This is a genomic window from Pseudomonas sp. MAG002Y (assembly GCF_019400845.1).
GTDB classification, from domain to species: domain Bacteria; phylum Pseudomonadota; class Gammaproteobacteria; order Pseudomonadales; family Pseudomonadaceae; genus Chryseomonas; species Chryseomonas luteola.
On sequence record NZ_WOEJ01000001.1, the window covers coordinates 640,350 to 657,022 of the forward strand.

The following is a 16,673-nucleotide window of genomic DNA, read 5'->3' on the forward strand; positions in this document are numbered from 1 at the left end:
GCCTCTGCCAGCAATGGGCTAGCGACAAATGACCCACTGCAGCGGTCAGGCTTTACTCGGATCACGGGCCAGCCGATCAATTTCCTCACGAAACTCGGACAGGTCCTGAAACTGACGATAAACGGACGCGAAGCGGATAAAGGCAACCTCATCAAGCTTGCGTAGCTCCTCCATCACCAATTCACCCACGACACGGGACTTGATCTCGCGTTCGCCCGTCGCGCGCAGCTTGTGCTTGATATAGGCAATCGCCTCTTCCAGACGCTCGATACTGACCGGGCGCTTTTCCAGCGCACGCTGCATACCGGCCCTGAGTTTTTCTTCGTCGAAAGGCTGGCGAGTACCGTCCTGCTTGATCAGGCGCGGCATGACCAGCTCAGCGGTCTCGAACGTTGTAAAACGTTCCTGGCAGTTCAGGCACTCACGACGGCGGCGCACCTGCTCGCCTGCTGCAACCAGGCGTGAGTCGATGACCTTGGTGTCGTGGGCACCGCAAAAAGGACAGTGCATGTCAGAAGCAGCCGAAATAAACGGAGGGCCATGGTAGCGCATCCTGCCTGAGAAGGAACCTTGCAAGCCCTCAAGAATCGACAGAACACGTCTGGCGGCTCCGTGACACAATCCTCTTCCCGCCGGTCGTGGGTTGTATAAGAATGCGCCGCCGAATCTGCCCTGGAGCCGTTACCATGTCATTGCGCCCGCTGTTGCCTGTGTTGTTGATCAGCCTGCTTGCAGCCTGCTCTGAAAAACCTGTTGCACCGGCAGAACCTGCCAAAGAACCCGAGCCGGTAGCCGGTGCGCCACGCCCCGGAAATCTGCGGGAGGTCTCTGGAACGTTACGGACACCAGACGGCGCCATCGCACCAGGCGCACAAGTTGAAGTGGCCATGCTGGTGATCGACAGTCAGGACCGTCCTCAGCGGCTGCTCGCCAGCGAGACATTGACTGGCAATGGCAAGGCCCTGGCGTTCCGCCTGCCCTTTAATCCAGAGGTATTTCCCCAGAACGCCAAGGTCGAACTGCACGCTCGCGTCAGTCAATCCGGTCAGCTGGTCTGCTACCTGTCTCCCGTCACGATCAATCAGCCTAATACCCAGGTTCTGGGCGAATTAGTGCTGGATCAGACTCCATGACCCCACCCGCCACCCTGCGAGCAGCGCTAAGGGATCTGCTGGGTGATGCTGAACTGAGCATTCAATCCCTGCCGGGATGCGACATTGCGCTCTGGTTGATCGATCCCGCCAACATGGAGCGTGCTTTTTCACCCGAAGAAACACAACGACTGCTGGCGTCCCCACCCTACTGGAGTTTTTGCTGGGCCAGTGGCCTGGTGCTGGCCCGTTGGCTGGCCGAGCAGCCGGAGTGGGTACAAGGCAGGCGCGTGCTCGATTTTGGCAGCGGGTCAGGGGTTGCCGCGATTGCTGCTGCCAAGGCGGGGGCCGCTGAAGTAGTAGCCTGTGACTGCGATCCGCTGGCCTTGGCCGCCAGCCGAGCGAATGCGGACCTGAATCAGGTGACGCTGGAGTACTCCGACGACTTCTTTGCTGAGGCCGACCGTTTCGATTTGATCATTGTGGCCGATGTGCTGTACGACCGTGCGAACCTGCCCTTGCTGGACGATTTTCTGAGTCGCGGACAAAGCGTGCTGATAGCGGATTCCCGAGTCAAGAATTTTGACCACCCTCGGTATACAGCGCTAGCAAGCCGGGAGGCCTGCACCTGGCCGGACCTTGCCGAGCCGGCTGAATTCAGATGGGTTAATCTCTACCACGCACAACGTACTTGCTGAAGGTTGTTTTCGGCAGGCGCGTCTCCACATATAGTTCATCTTTTCGTTACCCGAGTCTGTCTATGAGCCAGGACACGTCCTACATTTTTGATGCGACGCTTGAGAACTTCGAACAGAAGGTCATGGAGCAGTCGTTCAACACGCCCGTACTGGTCGATTTCTGGGCCGAGTGGTGTGCGCCCTGCAAGGTACTGATGCCTATGCTGGCCAGCATCACCGAGTCCTTTGGCGGTGCACTGCATCTGGCCAAGGTCAACTGTGATATCGAGCAGGAACTGGTAATGCGTTTCGGCATTCGCAGCCTGCCGACGGTCGTCCTGTTCAAGGACGGTCAACCGGTTGACGGCTTTGCGGGTGCACAGCCTGAATCTGCCGTTCGCGCCATGCTGGAGCCGCATGTGCAGGCACCTGCGCCCGAGGCCGAGAACCCGCTGGACGCTGCACAGTTGCTGTTTGATGAAGGTCGTGCTGGCGAAGCGGAGGCCGTACTCAAGCAGCTCTTAGGTGAAGACAATACCAATGCGCCCGCGCTGATTCTCTATGCGCGCTGCCTTGCCGAGCGCGGCGAACTGGATGAGGCTGAAACGATACTGGGTGCAGTCACTGGTGACGATCACAAGCAGGCGCTGGCAGGTGCGAAAGCACAGCTGACCTTCTTGCGCCAAGCTGCCAGCCTGCCTGATGCAGCCGATCTGAAGGCGCGTCTGGCTCAGGATCCATCCGATGACGAAGCCACCTATCAGCTTGCCGTCCAGCAATTGGCGCGCCAGCAATATGAAGCAGCTCTGGATGCCCTGCTCAAGCTATTCATGCGCAACCGCACCTATGGTGAGGACCTTCCTCGCAAGACCATGGTGCAGGTGTTCGATCTACTCGGCAACGAACACCCGCTGGTCGCAACCTACCGCCGTCGTCTCTATCAGGCGCTTTACTGATGCCCGTCGGGCGCTGGCTCCTGGCCGGCGCCCGCCCACACAAACACCTGTGCCTCGTCTGTTTTCTCGATCCGGATATTCGGGTTATGCCGCAGCCGTACAATCAGCTGCTTGGCTGACCCCACGTTACCTGCCAGCTTTTCCAGCGCACTTAGCAGATGAGGCCCCTCGATACGCCGCTCCTGCTCGACCAACGCAAGCACCGACTCCCACAGGGGATCGCTACGGGTCTTTGGCACCGGAACAGGCGTATTGGACGGCACAGGCTGAGCATGGTTAAGCCCCTCGGCAAGACGAGTCCAGTCTTCTGCTTCCAATTCGACCGTCAGATCCACCGGCCACGCGCCTATTTTTCCCTGGATACGGATCATCGTTATCGCCTTTTTTGAACCATGTCTTATGATGCCACGTGCCAGTGGGTGAGAGCATGGCTATTGCGGCCATCTTTTGTTACGACATAACATACAGTCAAATCCATCAATGGAGCTGACCATGCGTTCGTTGCTGCTTGCCCTGCCGTTTGCCGTATTGCCTCTTACTGCTGCCTTTGCCCACGATGAACATGATCACTCACATGGAAGCCTGGGCGCCCATGAGCATGGCGTCGCACAACTCAACGTCGCGCTGGATGGCAACTCGCTGGAACTGGAACTACACAGCCCTGCCATGAACCTGGTGGGCTTTGAGCATAAGGCCCAGTCCGATCAGGACAAGAAAGCCGTCGAAATGGCCAAGCAGCAGCTGGCCAACCCGATTACCTTGTTTGGCATCCCAGCCGCCGCAGGCTGCAAAGTAAGCAAGACTGATCTGGACAGCCCCCTATTTGGTTCTGAAGAGCACCATGACCATGACCATGACCATCATGATAGCCATGCCAAGGGCGAGCACGAGCACGCTCATAGTGACATCGACGCGGACTACACCCTCGCCTGTGAAAATCCAAAAGCGCTGACTGCGCTGGACCTGGCGGGCCTGTTCAAGCAATTCCCAGCCACACACAAGGTCAATGTTCAGGCCATTACCGCTCAAGGCCAGAAAGGTGAAGAGCTGACGCCTGCCCAAACTCGCCTCGCGCTATAACCGTTCCCCTTAAAACGGGTAGCCTCCCTACTTTGCTGCCCGTTCTTTTTATGCCAAGGCCACCATGAGCGCATTAATCGAACTCAACGACCTGGGCTTCGCCTGGCCCGGTCAGCCCGAGCTACTGGATATCCCTTATTTTCAGTTGCAGCGCGGCGAAACCGTCTTTCTCAAAGGCCCCTCAGGTAGTGGCAAGACTACCCTGCTGGGCCTGCTCGGCGGTGTAAACAAGCCAAACCGTGGACACGTCAGGTTATTAGGAGAAGACCTCTCCAGCCTGTCTTCTGCGCGTCGTGATCACTTCCGCGTCGACCATACCGGCTATATCTTTCAGCAGTTCAACCTGCTGCCCTTTCTATCTGTTCAGGAGAATGTCGAACTCCCCTGTCATTTTTCGGCCCTGCGCTCGCAGCGCGCCAAAGAGCGCCATGGCAGCCAGGCAGAAGCGGCGCGTGCCCTGCTTTCTGCTCTAGGACTGGGTGAGCGTACCCTGGGAGAGCGTCGCGCAGGAGCTCTTTCGATTGGGCAACAGCAACGTGTAGCGGCAGCGCGCGCCCTGATCGGTCAACCCGAACTGGTTATTGCAGACGAACCCACTTCAGCGCTTGATGCCGATACTCGAGAGGCCTTTTTGAACCTGTTATTCGCCGAATGCCGCGCCGCCGGCTCAAGCCTGCTCTTTGTCAGCCATGACCAGGGATTGGCTCCGCTTTTTGACCGCAGCCTGTCCCTGCTTGAACTCAACCGCGCGGCGCGACCGGCAGAGGTGTGAGATGTACTTGTTTCGCCTGGCGCTTGCCAGCCTTTCCAATCGTCGCTTTACTGCCCTCCTGACCGTATTCGCCATCGCGCTATCAGCCTGCCTTTTGCTGGCAGTCGAACGCGTCCGCACCGAGGCCAAGGCTAGCTTTGCCAGTACCATTTCCGGAACTGACCTGGTGGTTGGCGCACGCTCCGGAGCGGTCAACCTGCTCCTGTATTCGGTGTTTCGCATTGGCAACGCTACCAACAACATTCGCTGGGACAGCTATACCCAGCTGGCCGAAAATCCCAAGGTCAAATGGGCCATTCCGCTTTCACTGGGCGACTCCCACCGCGGCTATCGGGTGCTGGGTACCAGCCAGGCCTATTTCGAGCATTACCACTATGGTCGCAACCAGGCGCTCACGCTCAGCGAAGGCAAGCCATTTCAGGATATCTACGATGTAGTGCTTGGTGCCGAAGTCGCTCAAGCCCTGCATTACAAACTGGGCGACCATATTGTTCTGGCCCATGGAGTCAGCACAATCAGCCTGGTCGAGCATGGGGACAAACCGTTCACGGTAGTGGGTATCCTCGCGCGGACGGGCACGCCCGTGGATAGAACACTGCATATCTCCCTTGAGGGCATGGAAGCTCTTCATGTGGACTGGCAGAACGGTGCACCGGCGCGTGGCGCAGGCAAGATCAGTGCAGACCAGGCCCGCCAGATGGACCTGACACCCAAGGCCATCACCGCCGTGCTGCTCGGCCTCAATAGTAAAGTCGCCACTTTTGGTCTCCAGCGCGCCATCAATGAATACCGCGGAGAGCCGCTGATGGCCATCTTGCCAGGTGTTGCGCTCCAGGAACTCTGGAGCCTGATGGGCACCGCCGAGCAGGCACTGTTCATCGTCTCCCTGTTTGTGGTTCTAACCGGCCTGATCGGCATGCTGACGGCTATTCTGACCAGCCTTAATGAGCGGCGGCGAGAGATGGCTATCCTGCGTTCGGTGGGCGCCCGCCCGTGGCATATCTTCAGCCTGCTGGTAGCCGAAGCCTTCGCGCTGGCACTGGCAGGTGTCGTGGCCGGGCTTGCCCTTCTCTATGTGGCGATTGCTATCGCGCAGGCACCCGTACAGGCTTATTATGGCCTGTATCTGCCTCTGGAATGGCCTTCACGTTACGAGTGGACGTTACTGGGCGGTATCCTGATCGCTGCGCTGTTGATGGGCTGTGTTCCTGCCTGGCGCGCTTACCGTCAATCCCTGGCCGACGGCCTGTCCGTTCGCTTATAGCCTCAAAGACCGGAGCGTCCATGTATCGCGTGCTGTTGGTGCTTGCCCTGCTGTTCACCTCTTCCGTCTGGGCAGCGCCTCGCGCGCTCTCCTGGGGGGAGCTGATCCCCGAGGGCGCACCGCCGCCTCCGCCACCTGTACCCTTGCATCAGGGCTCACTGGATGAAAGTGGGCCTGCCGCCTTGCAGCAATCACCCAACGCTCCCGTGGTAAAAGCGCTGGAAGGTCAGGAGGTCAAGCTCCCAGGCTACATCGTGCCAATCATGGTGACTGAGGAAGGGGAAGTCACCGAGTTCCTGCTTGTACCTTATTACGGTGCCTGCATTCATGTACCTCCGCCTCCGTCCAACCAGATCGTCTATGTCAAAGGCGCTAAGGGCGTTGAACTGGCCCAGCTACATCTTCCGTACTGGGTAGAAGGTACGTTGCATGTTGATTCAGCCAGTACGGACATGGCGGAAGTCGGTTATCAGATGCAAGCCATTCAGGTAACTCATTATTCGCTGTAATCAGCGTTTCGTTGAGCCAAGTCAACATATGATGCATCTCTCATCCTTAACATGTCGTTAGCCAACTAAACAACATGCTTTGGAGTGCATCATGCGCAAGCTGCCCCTAACCGCCGCCCTGCTGGCCCTCACCGCTGTTTCTCCGCTCGCCCTTGCCCACCAGGCCGGTGACATCATCATCCGTGCTGGCGCAGCGACCGTGGATCCACATGAAGACAGCGGCAATATCTCGGCCGCAGCAGCGGGCGGCAAGGTTGCAGGGACCAAGGCCACCGTTGACTCCGATACTCAGCTTGGCCTGGCAGCGGCCTATATGATCACAGACCACGTCGGCATCGAGCTGCTGGCCGCAACGCCGTTCAGTCATCGGATCGGTGTAAAAGGCCTGGGCGCGCTCGATGGCAAGCTGGCAGATGTCAAGCAGCTGCCACCCACCCTTTCGCTTCAATACTATCCGCTGAACCCTCAGTCCCGTATTCAGCCGTACGTAGGCGCCGGTATCAACTACACCCTCTTCTTTGACGAGGATCTGACCAGCAGCCGCAAATCGGCAGCCGGTGGCGGTTTCAGCAATCTGAGCCTGGACGATTCCTGGGGTTATGCGTTTCAGGCAGGCGTGGATTATCAGCTAACGGATCATCTGCTGTTCAACGCCGCCGTCTGGTACGCCGATATCGACACCAAGGCGACCGCCGACTCGGCGCTGGGTCGCGTAAAGGTTGATGTCGATATCGATCCCTGGGTCTACATGGTAGGTCTGGGCTACAAGTTCTAATCAGTACCCGGCAAAAAGGCCTTCATATGAAGGCCTTTTTATTCTCAGCTAATCCGCCCCGCCTTCCTTCCTGGCCTTTGCCAACTCGGCGCGCCGCTTGCGGGCTTCCTTGGGGTCTGCAATCAGCGGTCGATAAAGCTCAATCCGATCACCTGCCTCCAGTACGCGCGTATCTGCATCAGGAATGACCTTTCCAAAGAGCCCGACAGCCAAGATATCGATCGGCACCTTTGGAAAGCGCTCAGCCATTCCGGATAGCTCCAAGGCTTCACGTACGGTGGTACCTACCGGAACTTCCAGCGCGATCAGGGCCTGCTCGTCTGGCAAGGCCAGCGCGACCTCGACATTTATCCGCTCAGCCATACAGCTGCTTGGCCCGTTGGCAGAACGCATCAACCATGGTGTTTGCAGCCTGATTGAATAGCGGGCCCAAGGTGGCCCGAATCAAAGCGCCCTGATACTCGAACGACAGGTCCAGCGAGATCTTGCAGGCTTTCTCACCCAGTGCCTTGAACTGCCAGACGCCATGCAGCTGACTAAAAGGCCCCTTTTCCAGATCCATGACGATGCATTGATCCGGCGTCAGCGTATTGCGTGTCGTGAACTGCTGGCTAAGCCCACCTTTGGCGACCGTCAATCCTGCACGCATTTCGTTTTCGCCCTGCTCCAGTATCTGGGCAGACGAACACCAGGGCAGAAATTCCGGGTAACGCTCCACGTCATTTACCAGCGCATAGAGCGCCGAGGCGGGGTAAGGCAATAAAGCCGAGCGTTGTATATGCGTAGTCATTGGTACCTCAATTCCAAAACTGTGCGGCAAACACAATGAGAATGCCTAGAGGGGCAACGTAGCGCATCAGGAAAAGCGCCAGAGCGAATAAGGCCGGGCTGCGCACCGACAACTCATCCCTCACCTGCTCACGCCCCATTACCCACGCTGCGAACACTACAAAGAACAGACCGCCGAGCGGCAACATGATTCGCGACGTCAGAAAGTCGATGACGCCAAAGAAATTCAACCCGCTTTCAGCGCCCCATTGATACAAGTGGAAGTGCCCCGCCTCACTTACGAAGAACTTGGCCTGCTCCCACAGGTTGAACGATAACACTGTGCCTAGCCCGACCAACCAGCAGATGAAAGCCAGAATGACAGTCACCCAGACGCGGCTCAGTCGGGTGCGCTCGATCAGGTAGGCCACCATCGGCTCAAGCAAAGAGATTGCCGAGGTCCAGGCGGCAATCGCCACCAGCACAAAGAACACCAGCCCCACGATCTGCCCCATGGTCACACTGCCGAACGCCAACGGCAGCGTCACGAACATCAATCCCGGTCCTTCACCAGGATTCAGGCCTGCCGCAAAGACGATTGGAAAAAGCGCCACCCCCGCTAGGAGCGAGACGAATGTATCCAGCAAGGCAACCGCGACGACGGTCTTGCCCAAGGAAGAGGACTTCGGCATGTACGCACCGTAGATCATCAACGAACCTACGCCTACGCTCAGCGAAAAGAACGCATGCCCCATCGCAGGAAGCAGGCCCTCCATGAGCCGCGAGGTATCGAAATGGAACATGAAGTGCAGCCCTTCCATGAAATGTCCCGTTGTCATGCTATAGCCCAGCAGAAGCAGCAACAGCACAAACAACAGCGGCATCAGGATACGCAAGGCTTTTTCCAGGCCATTCACCACCCCCTTGGCAATAACCCAGGCGGACAACACCATGAACAGGGTGTGCCACAAGGTCATTCGCCAGGGATCGGAGGTCAACGCACCAAACAGTGCACCGGCTTTAGGTCCATCGACACCTTGAAAATCGCCACGGCCGACACCAAGAATATAGTCAAGCGACCAACCGCCAACGACGCTGTAGAACGATAGGATGAGCAAGGCATTGACCATGCCGGCCAGCGCTGCCCAGGACCATCTTGGTGATCGGGCAGCGGCTACTGCCAGATCACGCATGGCATTGGCCGGACTTTGCCGGGCACGCCGTCCAATCAGTGTTTCCGCCAACATGACAGGCAAGCCAATCAAGGCGATGCAGACAAGGAACATAATGACAAATGCACCGCCACCATAAATCCCTGTCATATAAGGGAACTTCCAGATGCTCCCCAGGCCTACAGCGGAGCCGGTCGCGGCTAATATAAACACCCAGCGGCTAGCCCACCCGCCATGCACGGAAACCTGATCATTTGCCATTGAAGTTATCGGTACTCAAAAAAGTTGGCTATTGTCCGACTTTCACCGCTCCCTCTCAAGCACATGGCGGTTGCCCCACTGACTCCCCTATAATGCGCGTCTATGGCCAAACAAAAGAAAATCTCTTCCGGAACCATCGTGCAGAACAAGAAAGCGCTGCACGACTACTTCATCGAAACCCGCTTCGAGGCAGGCATTGCCCTGTCCGGCTGGGAAGTCAAAAGCCTGCGCGCAGGCAAGGCACAACTGACAGATAGCTATGTTCTGCTCAAGGATGGCGAGGCCTGGCTGCTTGGTAGCCACATCACCCCCCTGCAGACAGCCAGCACCCACGTCATTGCCGATCCTCAGCGCACTCGCAAGCTGCTTCTACACAAACGAGAGCTAGGCAAGCTGTTTGGTGCAGTGCAACAGAAAGGCTTCGCCTGCGTTGCGTTGTCCATTTACTGGAAAAAGCACCTGATCAAATGCGAAATTGCCCTGGCGAAAGGTAAAAAAGAATTCGACAAGCGTGCGACAGAGAAAGAGCGCGACTCGAATCGAGAGATCCAACGTGCGATGCACAAGGATCAGAAATAATAAAAGGCGCTCCAAGCGCCTTTTTATACCTTCGAAAAGTCTTCCGTCTTCTGCCGGCGCTGTGAGCGTGCAATACGCTGCGCTTCTTCCTGTGCTTCTTCCAGCACTTCCTGCACATAATGAATGTGTCGGCTGGCAATTTCCCGTGCATCGTCAGCACGCCGCTCGATGATGGCCTGATACAGCTCCCGGTGCTGCTGCATCAACATATCCCGTGTCTCGCTACGCTGTGCGTACATACCGCCGATATTGGTCACTACATTGCGCTTGAGCAAATCGAACAGACCGCGAATGGTATGCAGCAGGATAGCGTTGTGGCTGGCTTCGGCAATAGCCAGGTGAAAGCTGGCGTCTGCTGACCCCTCTTCCGAGCGGGAGATCGTTTCAGGTTGCGCATAGCAGTCCTGCAAAGCCTTGAAGGCCTGCGTCAAACGCTGATGATCGAGTTCAGTCGCACGCAAGGCGGCGTAATAAGCGCAAGAACCCTCAAGCATGTGGCGAAACTCGAGCAGGTCCTGCCGTGTTTCTTCACGACTTTCGAGTAACTGAAGCAAGGGATCGCTAAACGTGGAGCCGAACGAGGCAGCAACGTAAGTACCGCCGCCCTGGCGACTGATCAATACTCCCCGAGCAACCAGCTTCTGAATCGCCTCGCGTAGCGAGGGCCGTGACACACCAAAGCGCTCCGCCAGCACCCGCTCGGCCGGCAACCGCTCACCGGCCTTCAGTGAACCCTCAACAAGCAGCGCTTCAATATGTTCAACGATGTCATCCGACAAACGACGTTGGCGTACCTGATCGAACCCCATCTCCATCCTCTGATGTGCCTGCCAGAGCGGCGGCGTTGATTTTGAGCCAAACGGCCTTCGCGCATCCAGACTAAAGTCTTAAAAAGCAAGGTTTGACAGACTTGCCAGGCAACTTTTAACCTCAACCGTCAGCCATTGTAAATTGGTATGACCAATTTAGGCATTAAGAAACCGATACGCCTATCGGAAGCACCGCCCCCTACACAACAACAATCAAGGGAGCTCTACATGGAAACCTGGCAACAGCTGTATACACCGCTTGGCAGTCTGGGCTTGTCCGCGACGGCGGCACTTGTCCCTATCGTGTTTTTCTTTCTTGCATTGGCTGTCTTTCGCATGAAGGGCCATCTCGCCGGAACCATTACCCTGGCGCTATCCCTTGGTATTGCCATTCTGGTCTACCGGATGCCGGTAGAAAAAGCGCTGGCAGCGGCCGGGTATGGATTCCTTTATGGCCTATGGCCAATCGCCTGGATCATCGTCGCAGCGGTTTTTCTCTACAAACTGACCGTCAAAAGCGGTCAGTTCGATGTCATCCGCAGCTCAGTCCTTTCCATTACGGATGACCAACGTCTGCAGGTGCTGCTTATCGGGTTCTGCTTTGGAGCCTTTCTTGAAGGCGCCGCAGGCTTTGGCGCACCCGTCGCCATTACTGCAGCCCTGTTGGTGGGTCTGGGACATAATCCGCTCAAGGCGGCAGGTCTATGCCTGATTGCCAACACCGCCCCGGTTGCATTCGGAGCTCTAGGTATTCCAACAATCGTAGCGGGCCAGGTAACCGGCATTGATGCTTTCAAACTGGGCGCTATGACCGGTCGCCAGCTTCCACTGCTGTCTCTGCTGGTCCCCTTCTGGCTCATGGCCATGATGGATGGCATGCGTGGTCTGCGTGAAACCTGGCAGGCAGCCCTCGTATGCGGTAGCAGCTTTGCCGTTTCCCAGTACTTTACCTCGAACTACATCGGCCCTGAGCTACCCGACATCACCTCGGCCCTGTTCAGCATGGTTTCGCTGACCGCCTACCTGAAGCTGCGTCAAAGCCGTCACGCCGTCGCCCAAGAGGTGGTCGGGGTCAGTGCAGGCGGGGCAGCAACCCTGGGCGGCGGCCCCGGCTTTGGCCGAGCACCAGGCAACCGCACACCTTCGCCCTATACACTGGGACAGATCATCAAAGCCTGGTCGCCCTTCCTGATCCTGACCGCGCTGGTTACCGTTTGGACACTTAAACCCTTCAAAGCAATGTTTGTCGCAGGTGGCTCACTCTACAGTCTGGTCATTAATATTTCGGTGCCGTTCCTGGACAAGCTTGTTCTCAAGACTGCACCGATTGCGACAGACCCCACTCCAATAGCTGCGGTCTTCAAATTCGATCCTGTTTCTGCCACAGGTACAGCGATCCTGATTTCGGCTCTTATCTCCATGGCAATCCTCAAGATCAAGCCTGGCGTAGCACTGTCCACATTCAAGGAAACGCTGGTGGAGTTGCGATGGCCAGTCCTTTCGATTGGCATGGTGCTGGCCTTTGCGTTCGTAACCAACTATTCCGGTATGTCGACAACACTCGCTTTAGTACTGGCGGGAACAGGAGCGCTCTTCCCATTCTTTTCACCATTTCTCGGTTGGCTGGGGGTTTTTCTAACAGGATCGGATACCTCTTCAAACGCTCTCTTCGGCTCCCTACAGGCCACCACTGCCCATCAAATTGGAGTATCGGACACCCTGCTGGTTGCGGCTAACAGCAGCGGCGGCGTAACAGGCAAAATGATTTCACCACAGTCGATTGCTGTTGCCTGTGCTGCTACCGGCATGGTTGGGAAAGAATCTGACCTGTTCCGTTTCACCCTGAAACACAGCCTGATCTTCGCCACTATTGTAGGCCTTATCACGCTGGTCCAAGCCTATGTACTCACCGGCATGATCCTTCACTAACAGATAAAGGCGAATTAAGAAGTTGCCGCCAAGACACCGGTGCCGGGCTCGTCCCGGCACCGCCATAACCCCATCCCACAGGATGGATAACCGGGCAAACCCGGAGACGCCTGAATGAGTGAGCTTTTTTATAACGCAGCGCCCAATGCCACCCGCATCGCTCCACCCATTCCAAAGCAGCGGGAATACCCCGCGCAGAAGCCTCAACACGTTTATTTATTCGGTACCTGTGTTGTCGATCTGTTTTATCCAGAAGCAGGCATGGACAGTATCCGTCTGCTGGAGCGTGAAGGTATTACGGTCCATTTTCCCCAAGGTCAAAGTTGCTGCGGGCAGCCTGCCTATACTTCCGGTTATACCGATGAAGCACGCGAAGTCGCACGAGCACAGCTGGGCCTGTTCCGTCAGGACTGGCCGCTGGTTGTTGTTTCGGGATCATGCGCAGGCATGATTCGTCATCACTATTCGGAACTGTTCAAACATGAGCCTGCTACGCTTCGTCAAATCGAAGCACTGGCCGACCGAACCTATGAATTGGCCGAATTCCTGCTCAACGTTTGTAAAGTTGACCTCAAGGATCGCGGGGCGCCTACCAAGGTTGCACTTCATACCTCCTGCAGCGCACGCCGCGAGATGAATACACACATCCATGGCAGAGCCTTACTCGCTCAGCTAGAGGCGGTCCAACGGGTTGATCATGACTATGAAAGCGAATGCTGCGGCTTTGGCGGCACTTTCTCGGTCCGTATGCCAGATATCTCTGGTGCCATGGTGGCAGACAAGACACGTGCTCTTCAGGAATCGGGTGCTGCTCAAATCGTGACCGCTGACTGCGGCTGCCTAATGAACATCAATGGTGCCCTGGAAAAGCAGAACGCTACATTGCGTGGGCAGCATCTTGCCAGTTTCATCTGGCAGCGAACCGGAGATAGCGTATGAACCAGATGACCCGAATTCCCGCTCTGGAGATTCCCACACCACCCTTCAAGACGCGAGCGCGCCAAGCGCTGAACGATGAGCAGCTGCGCCGTAATTTCCGTGTTGCCATGGATTCACTGATGACCAAACGCCTGGCCATTATGAGTGATCCTGATGAGCGTGAGCGGCTACGAGAAATGGGCAATCGCATTCGTGCACGGGCGCTTTCCAAGCTGCCTGACCTCCTTGAAAAGCTGGAAGCCAACCTGACACGCAACGGTATTCAAGTTCATTGGGCAGAAACGACAGACGAAGCCAACGCTATCGTTCAGTCAATCGCCAAGGCACACAAGGCCACACGCCTGATCAAGGGAAAGTCCATGGTCAGTGAAGAGATGAACATGAACCATGTGTTGGAAAAGCAAGGCACAGAATGCCTTGAGTCAGATATGGGTGAGTACATCATTCAGCTGGCCGGGCAGAAACCTTCGCATATCATCATGCCTGCGATTCACATGAATGCTGCCCAGGTGTCCTCACTATTCAGTAACACCCTTGGCACCGAATACACCACAGATGTCGATGAACTGATTCAAACGGGCCGGCGCGTATTACGACAAAAATTTTTCGAAGCAGATATCGGCATATCAGGCGTTAACTTCGCAGTAGCTGAAACAGGCACTCTGCTGCTTGTTGAAAACGAAGGGAACGGCCGCATGTCCACAAGCGTTCCTAACGTACATATCGCTGTCACCGGAATAGAAAAAGTTGTGGAAAACCTGCGTGACGTCGTGCCGCTGCTGTCGCTTTTGACACGCTCAGCATTAGGCCAGCCGATAACTACCTATGTGAATATGATCTCAAGCCCACGCAAGTCCAATGAGCGAGATGGCCCGAAGGAGGTACATCTTGTTCTTCTAGACAATGGGCGTAGCCAGGCTTTTGCCGATGGAGAGTTGCGACAGACACTTAACTGCATTCGTTGTGGCGCCTGCATGAATCATTGCCCGGTTTATACCCGTATCGGCGGACATGCCTACGGCACAGTATATCCTGGCCCTATCGGAAAGATCATATCGCCACACTTGCTAGGGTTGGAAAACACACCGGACCACCCAAGTGCTTCATCGCTGTGTGGCGCCTGCGGAGAAGTCTGCCCTGTAAAAATCCCCATTCCTGCGCTATTACGCCGGCTACGAGAAGAAAATGTTAAACCACCAGAAGCCACCCCTCATCTCATGCGCGGCCAAGGCAGCAAGTTCTCTCCGCGTGAAAGACTGACCTGGAAAGGCTGGAAGACACTCTACACATCCCCAACGCTCTATAAATCGTTTACCTACATCGCAACACGCTTTCGAAATCTTACTCCCGGAAATGTTGGGCCATGGAGCGAGAACCATGCTGCGCCCAAGCCCGCCTCGAGATCACTTCACGAGTTGGCTCGTGAGCACCTAGGGGAGGACAAAGCATGAATGCCCGCAGCAATATTTTAGGCAAACTTCGGAAAAGCTTGGCTGGCACAACGCCTGTGAAAGATGACTATGACGTATCACTAGTAACCCAACCCTGGAGCTATGCGCCTGAGGAGCGCATCAGTCGACTACGAGCACTTATGGAGGCGGTTCATACGGAGATACACATCACCACAAAAGAACGTTGGCCCGCACTGGTCGAACAACTTCTTCGCGACAAACAAATTCCTAGCCTGCTTATAGCCCCTCAGACACCCCATGGCGACCAGCTTACGGCCTATTGGAAAGATAAAGCGGGAGTTCCTTTTCTCAAGGCCTATGACCGCCCAATTGAGGAATGGAAAGCGGAACTCTTCAACGAGACTCCAGCCAGCTTAACGGGGACGCTCGGAGCCATAGCAGCAACAGGTAGCCTAGTGCTCTGGCCAACCCGTGAAGAACCTCGATTGATGAGTCTGGTTCCACCTGTTCACATTGCTCTCCTGCAGGCCAGCAAGATCGAAAATAACCTTTATACGTTTCACGACAAATACCAGTGGCGGGAAGGTATGCCTACCAACGCACTGCTCATCTCTGGGCCATCCAAAACCGCTGACATAGAACAAGTACTAGCGTACGGCGCACATGGTCCCAAGGATTTGGTCGTCCTTATAATTGAAGATACCTAAGGTTTAAAGTGCGCTTTTGTAAGGGTATTTGAAGCATTTCTTTAAAAGATAAATGAAACGTAAGCGGCCGATAGCAGTCCACTCGTATGAGGCTGGTTAGTCCTTTAATGGAGCCAGCAAGGTCCTTCTGACTTAGCCTGGAAATTCGCTTACGTCATTCATGTTCAAGGAGATGTCTATGAAACGCACCGCTTTAGTAGCTGCTGTAGCTGTACTAATGGCTTCACCTGTTTTTGCTGAAGATCTTTGCGCTATTCAGCTGCAAAAAATTGATGACGCCATGAAAACCACACCATCAATGGCAACCGCTACCGCAACAGACTCCAATGTCCAGGTGCAACGTATCAAAGAGCTTCATGAAGAGGCGGTAAAGCATCAACAAGCAGGTGATACCAAGAAGTGCATCGCCTCGGCCAACCAGGCATTATCCCTGATCCGCAAACCAGGCGGAGAGACAGGCGGCAGCAAATAAGCAGCTCTTGTAGGCCACGCAAGAAAGAGCAGCCTATCCCTTTTATTTCTGCTGCAAAAGCAAAACCCCCGGGCGGTTAGGCCTGGGGGTTCTGGGTATAGGTGCTTGACGATGACCTACTCTCACATGGGGAAACCCCACACTACCATCGGCGATGCATCGTTTCACTTCTGAGTTCGGAAAGGGATCAGGTGGTTCCAACGCTCTATGATCGTCAAGCAATTCGGGTGGGGAACCGGTGTCTAGTCGTTTCCCCGAATGGGTATGTGATCGGTATTTGCGGTTCAACCAAGCTTTCGGCTGGTCTTTACCAAACAACAGATTGTTTGGGTGTTATATGGTCAAGCCTCACGGGCAATTAGTATCGGTTAGCTCAACGCCTCACAGCGCTTACACACCCGACCTATCAACGTTGTAGTCTTCAACGGCCCTTCAGGAAGCTCAAGGCTCCAGTGAGATCTCATCTTGAGGCAAGTTTCCCGCTTAGATGCTTTCAGCGGT

Annotated in this window: 20 protein-coding genes and 2 rRNA genes; 14 read left to right on the forward strand and 8 right to left on the reverse strand. The window is 55.8% G+C overall.

Annotated elements, in window-relative coordinates; translation table 11 throughout:
* Positions 1-45: 45 nt before the first annotated feature.
* Positions 46-510: a transcriptional regulator NrdR gene (gene nrdR / locus GM154_RS02910; protein WP_010796873.1), complete on the reverse strand. Its 465-nt coding sequence runs from the start codon at positions 508-510 to the stop codon at positions 46-48.
* Between the two features lie 176 nt (positions 511-686).
* Between nrdR and GM154_RS02915 the strand changes: the two genes are divergently transcribed.
* The 3 genes from GM154_RS02915 to trxA all read left to right on the forward strand — a co-directional run bounded on the left by GM154_RS02915 (position 687) and on the right by trxA (position 2,724).
* Positions 687-1,133: a YbaY family lipoprotein gene (locus tag GM154_RS02915; RefSeq protein WP_150348130.1), complete on the forward strand. Its 447-nt coding sequence runs from the start codon at positions 687-689 to the stop codon at positions 1,131-1,133.
* Complete coding sequence (locus GM154_RS02920; RefSeq protein WP_150348131.1) at positions 1,130-1,789, forward strand: methyltransferase; 660 nt, start codon at positions 1,130-1,132, stop codon at positions 1,787-1,789. Before GM154_RS02915 ends, GM154_RS02920 begins: the two co-directional genes overlap by 4 nt.
* Before the next feature lie 62 nt (positions 1,790-1,851).
* Positions 1,852-2,724: a thioredoxin gene (trxA, locus tag GM154_RS02925; protein WP_219650913.1), complete on the forward strand. Its 873-nt coding sequence runs from the start codon at positions 1,852-1,854 to the stop codon at positions 2,722-2,724.
* Here the strand turns inward: trxA and GM154_RS02930 are convergent.
* Positions 2,718-3,095: a hypothetical protein gene (locus GM154_RS02930; RefSeq protein ID WP_019366835.1), complete on the reverse strand. Its 378-nt coding sequence runs from the start codon at positions 3,093-3,095 to the stop codon at positions 2,718-2,720. The genes trxA and GM154_RS02930 overlap by 7 nt on opposite strands.
* 121 nt (positions 3,096-3,216) lie before the next feature.
* Between GM154_RS02930 and GM154_RS02935 the strand changes: the two genes are divergently transcribed.
* The 5 genes from GM154_RS02935 to GM154_RS02955 all read left to right on the forward strand — a co-directional run bounded on the left by GM154_RS02935 (position 3,217) and on the right by GM154_RS02955 (position 7,124).
* Positions 3,217-3,804 carry a DUF2796 domain-containing protein gene (locus GM154_RS02935; protein ID WP_219650916.1) on the forward strand — a complete coding sequence of 196 codons (588 nt, stop codon included), beginning with the start codon at positions 3,217-3,219 and terminating at the stop codon, positions 3,802-3,804.
* 64 nt (positions 3,805-3,868) lie between these two features.
* A complete protein-coding gene (locus GM154_RS02940; RefSeq protein WP_019366837.1) occupies positions 3,869-4,576 on the forward strand; it encodes an ABC transporter ATP-binding protein in 708 nt (235 codons plus the stop codon).
* Between the two features lies 1 nt (position 4,577).
* Positions 4,578-5,840 carry an ABC transporter permease gene (locus GM154_RS02945; protein ID WP_122043624.1) on the forward strand — a complete coding sequence of 421 codons (1,263 nt, stop codon included), beginning with the start codon at positions 4,578-4,580 and terminating at the stop codon, positions 5,838-5,840.
* A gap of 20 nt (positions 5,841-5,860) precedes the next feature.
* Complete coding sequence (locus GM154_RS02950) at positions 5,861-6,349, forward strand: DUF3299 domain-containing protein (RefSeq protein ID WP_219650918.1); 489 nt, start codon at positions 5,861-5,863, stop codon at positions 6,347-6,349.
* Positions 6,350-6,440: 91 nt separating this feature from the next.
* On the forward strand, positions 6,441-7,124 hold the full coding sequence (locus GM154_RS02955) for an OmpW family protein (RefSeq protein ID WP_219650919.1): 684 nt from the start codon (positions 6,441-6,443) through the stop codon (positions 7,122-7,124).
* Between the two features lie 48 nt (positions 7,125-7,172).
* Here the strand turns inward: GM154_RS02955 and GM154_RS02960 are convergent, their stop codons facing one another.
* From GM154_RS02960 to GM154_RS02970, 3 genes are read right to left on the reverse strand one after another with little or no spacing between them, the layout of a single operon-like run.
* Positions 7,173-7,487, reverse strand: a complete 315-nt coding sequence (locus GM154_RS02960) for an RnfH family protein (protein WP_219650920.1) — start codon at positions 7,485-7,487, stop codon at positions 7,173-7,175.
* A complete protein-coding gene (locus tag GM154_RS02965; RefSeq protein WP_010796862.1) occupies positions 7,480-7,914 on the reverse strand; it encodes a type II toxin-antitoxin system RatA family toxin in 435 nt (144 codons plus the stop codon). The genes GM154_RS02960 and GM154_RS02965 overlap by 8 nt, the downstream gene beginning before the upstream one ends.
* A gap of 7 nt (positions 7,915-7,921) precedes the next feature.
* Positions 7,922-9,325 carry a sodium-dependent transporter gene (locus GM154_RS02970; protein ID WP_219650921.1) on the reverse strand — a complete coding sequence of 468 codons (1,404 nt, stop codon included), beginning with the start codon at positions 9,323-9,325 and terminating at the stop codon, positions 7,922-7,924.
* A 102-nt stretch (positions 9,326-9,427) separates the two neighbouring features.
* Here GM154_RS02970 and smpB point away from each other — a divergent pair, with 102 nt between their 5' ends.
* Entirely contained in the window at positions 9,428-9,904 is a 477-nt protein-coding gene (smpB, locus tag GM154_RS02975; RefSeq protein ID WP_010796860.1) for an SsrA-binding protein SmpB, read from the forward strand.
* Positions 9,905-9,927: 23 nt separating this feature from the next.
* Here smpB and GM154_RS02980 read toward each other — a convergent pair whose 3' ends face one another.
* Positions 9,928-10,713: an FCD domain-containing protein gene (locus GM154_RS02980; RefSeq protein WP_010796859.1), complete on the reverse strand. Its 786-nt coding sequence runs from the start codon at positions 10,711-10,713 to the stop codon at positions 9,928-9,930.
* Positions 10,714-10,941: 228 nt separating this feature from the next.
* Between GM154_RS02980 and GM154_RS02985 the strand changes: the two genes are divergently transcribed.
* The 5 genes from GM154_RS02985 (at position 10,942) to GM154_RS03005 (ending at position 16,172) form a co-directional block, all read left to right on the forward strand.
* The gene (locus tag GM154_RS02985; RefSeq protein ID WP_219650922.1) at positions 10,942-12,642 is read left to right on the forward strand and encodes a lactate permease LctP family transporter; all 1,701 of its coding nucleotides are present in this window, start codon (positions 10,942-10,944) and stop codon (positions 12,640-12,642) included.
* 114 nt (positions 12,643-12,756) lie between these two features.
* A complete protein-coding gene (locus GM154_RS02990; RefSeq protein ID WP_219650923.1) occupies positions 12,757-13,581 on the forward strand; it encodes a (Fe-S)-binding protein in 825 nt (274 codons plus the stop codon).
* A complete protein-coding gene (locus tag GM154_RS02995) occupies positions 13,578-15,032 on the forward strand; it encodes a LutB/LldF family L-lactate oxidation iron-sulfur protein (protein WP_219650924.1) in 1,455 nt (484 codons plus the stop codon). Before GM154_RS02990 ends, GM154_RS02995 begins: the two co-directional genes overlap by 4 nt.
* Positions 15,029-15,700: a lactate utilization protein gene (locus GM154_RS03000; RefSeq protein ID WP_219650925.1), complete on the forward strand. Its 672-nt coding sequence runs from the start codon at positions 15,029-15,031 to the stop codon at positions 15,698-15,700. The genes GM154_RS02995 and GM154_RS03000 overlap by 4 nt, the downstream gene beginning before the upstream one ends.
* A 178-nt stretch (positions 15,701-15,878) precedes the next feature.
* The gene (locus GM154_RS03005) at positions 15,879-16,172 is read left to right on the forward strand and encodes a hypothetical protein (protein ID WP_219650926.1); all 294 of its coding nucleotides are present in this window, start codon (positions 15,879-15,881) and stop codon (positions 16,170-16,172) included.
* A 103-nt stretch (positions 16,173-16,275) separates the two neighbouring features.
* Here the strand turns inward: GM154_RS03005 and rrf are convergent.
* A 5S ribosomal RNA gene (gene rrf, locus GM154_RS03010) occupies positions 16,276-16,391 on the reverse strand.
* A 118-nt stretch (positions 16,392-16,509) separates the two neighbouring features.
* A 23S ribosomal RNA gene (locus GM154_RS03015) occupies positions 16,510-16,673 on the reverse strand; the annotation flags it as partial.

Coding starts and splice junctions, on each gene's coding strand:
- nrdR (WP_010796873.1), bottom strand. CDS start 510: ATGCACTGTCCTTTTTGCGGTGCCCACGACACCAAGGTCATCGACTCA.
- trxA (WP_219650913.1), top strand. CDS start 1,852: ATGAGCCAGGACACGTCCTACATTTTTGATGCGACGCTTGAGAACTTC.
- GM154_RS02930 (WP_019366835.1), bottom strand. CDS start 3,095: ATGATCCGTATCCAGGGAAAAATAGGCGCGTGGCCGGTGGATCTGACG.
- GM154_RS02960 (WP_219650920.1), bottom strand. CDS start 7,487: ATGGCTGAGCGGATAAATGTCGAGGTCGCGCTGGCCTTGCCAGACGAG.
- GM154_RS02945 (WP_122043624.1), top strand. CDS start 4,578: ATGTACTTGTTTCGCCTGGCGCTTGCCAGCCTTTCCAATCGTCGCTTT.
- GM154_RS02990 (WP_219650923.1), top strand. CDS start 12,757: ATGAGTGAGCTTTTTTATAACGCAGCGCCCAATGCCACCCGCATCGCT.
- GM154_RS02940 (WP_019366837.1), top strand. CDS start 3,869: ATGAGCGCATTAATCGAACTCAACGACCTGGGCTTCGCCTGGCCCGGT.
- GM154_RS02970 (WP_219650921.1), bottom strand. CDS start 9,325: ATGGCAAATGATCAGGTTTCCGTGCATGGCGGGTGGGCTAGCCGCTGG.
- GM154_RS02965 (WP_010796862.1), bottom strand. CDS start 7,914: ATGACTACGCATATACAACGCTCGGCTTTATTGCCTTACCCCGCCTCG.
- GM154_RS02980 (WP_010796859.1), bottom strand. CDS start 10,713: ATGGGGTTCGATCAGGTACGCCAACGTCGTTTGTCGGATGACATCGTT.
- GM154_RS02950 (WP_219650918.1), top strand. CDS start 5,861: ATGTATCGCGTGCTGTTGGTGCTTGCCCTGCTGTTCACCTCTTCCGTC.
- GM154_RS03005 (WP_219650926.1), top strand. CDS start 15,879: ATGAAACGCACCGCTTTAGTAGCTGCTGTAGCTGTACTAATGGCTTCA.
- GM154_RS02995 (WP_219650924.1), top strand. CDS start 13,578: ATGAACCAGATGACCCGAATTCCCGCTCTGGAGATTCCCACACCACCC.
- smpB (WP_010796860.1), top strand. CDS start 9,428: ATGGCCAAACAAAAGAAAATCTCTTCCGGAACCATCGTGCAGAACAAG.
- GM154_RS02955 (WP_219650919.1), top strand. CDS start 6,441: ATGCGCAAGCTGCCCCTAACCGCCGCCCTGCTGGCCCTCACCGCTGTT.
- GM154_RS02985 (WP_219650922.1), top strand. CDS start 10,942: ATGGAAACCTGGCAACAGCTGTATACACCGCTTGGCAGTCTGGGCTTG.
- GM154_RS03000 (WP_219650925.1), top strand. CDS start 15,029: ATGAATGCCCGCAGCAATATTTTAGGCAAACTTCGGAAAAGCTTGGCT.
- GM154_RS02915 (WP_150348130.1), top strand. CDS start 687: ATGTCATTGCGCCCGCTGTTGCCTGTGTTGTTGATCAGCCTGCTTGCA.
- GM154_RS02935 (WP_219650916.1), top strand. CDS start 3,217: ATGCGTTCGTTGCTGCTTGCCCTGCCGTTTGCCGTATTGCCTCTTACT.
- GM154_RS02920 (WP_150348131.1), top strand. CDS start 1,130: ATGACCCCACCCGCCACCCTGCGAGCAGCGCTAAGGGATCTGCTGGGT.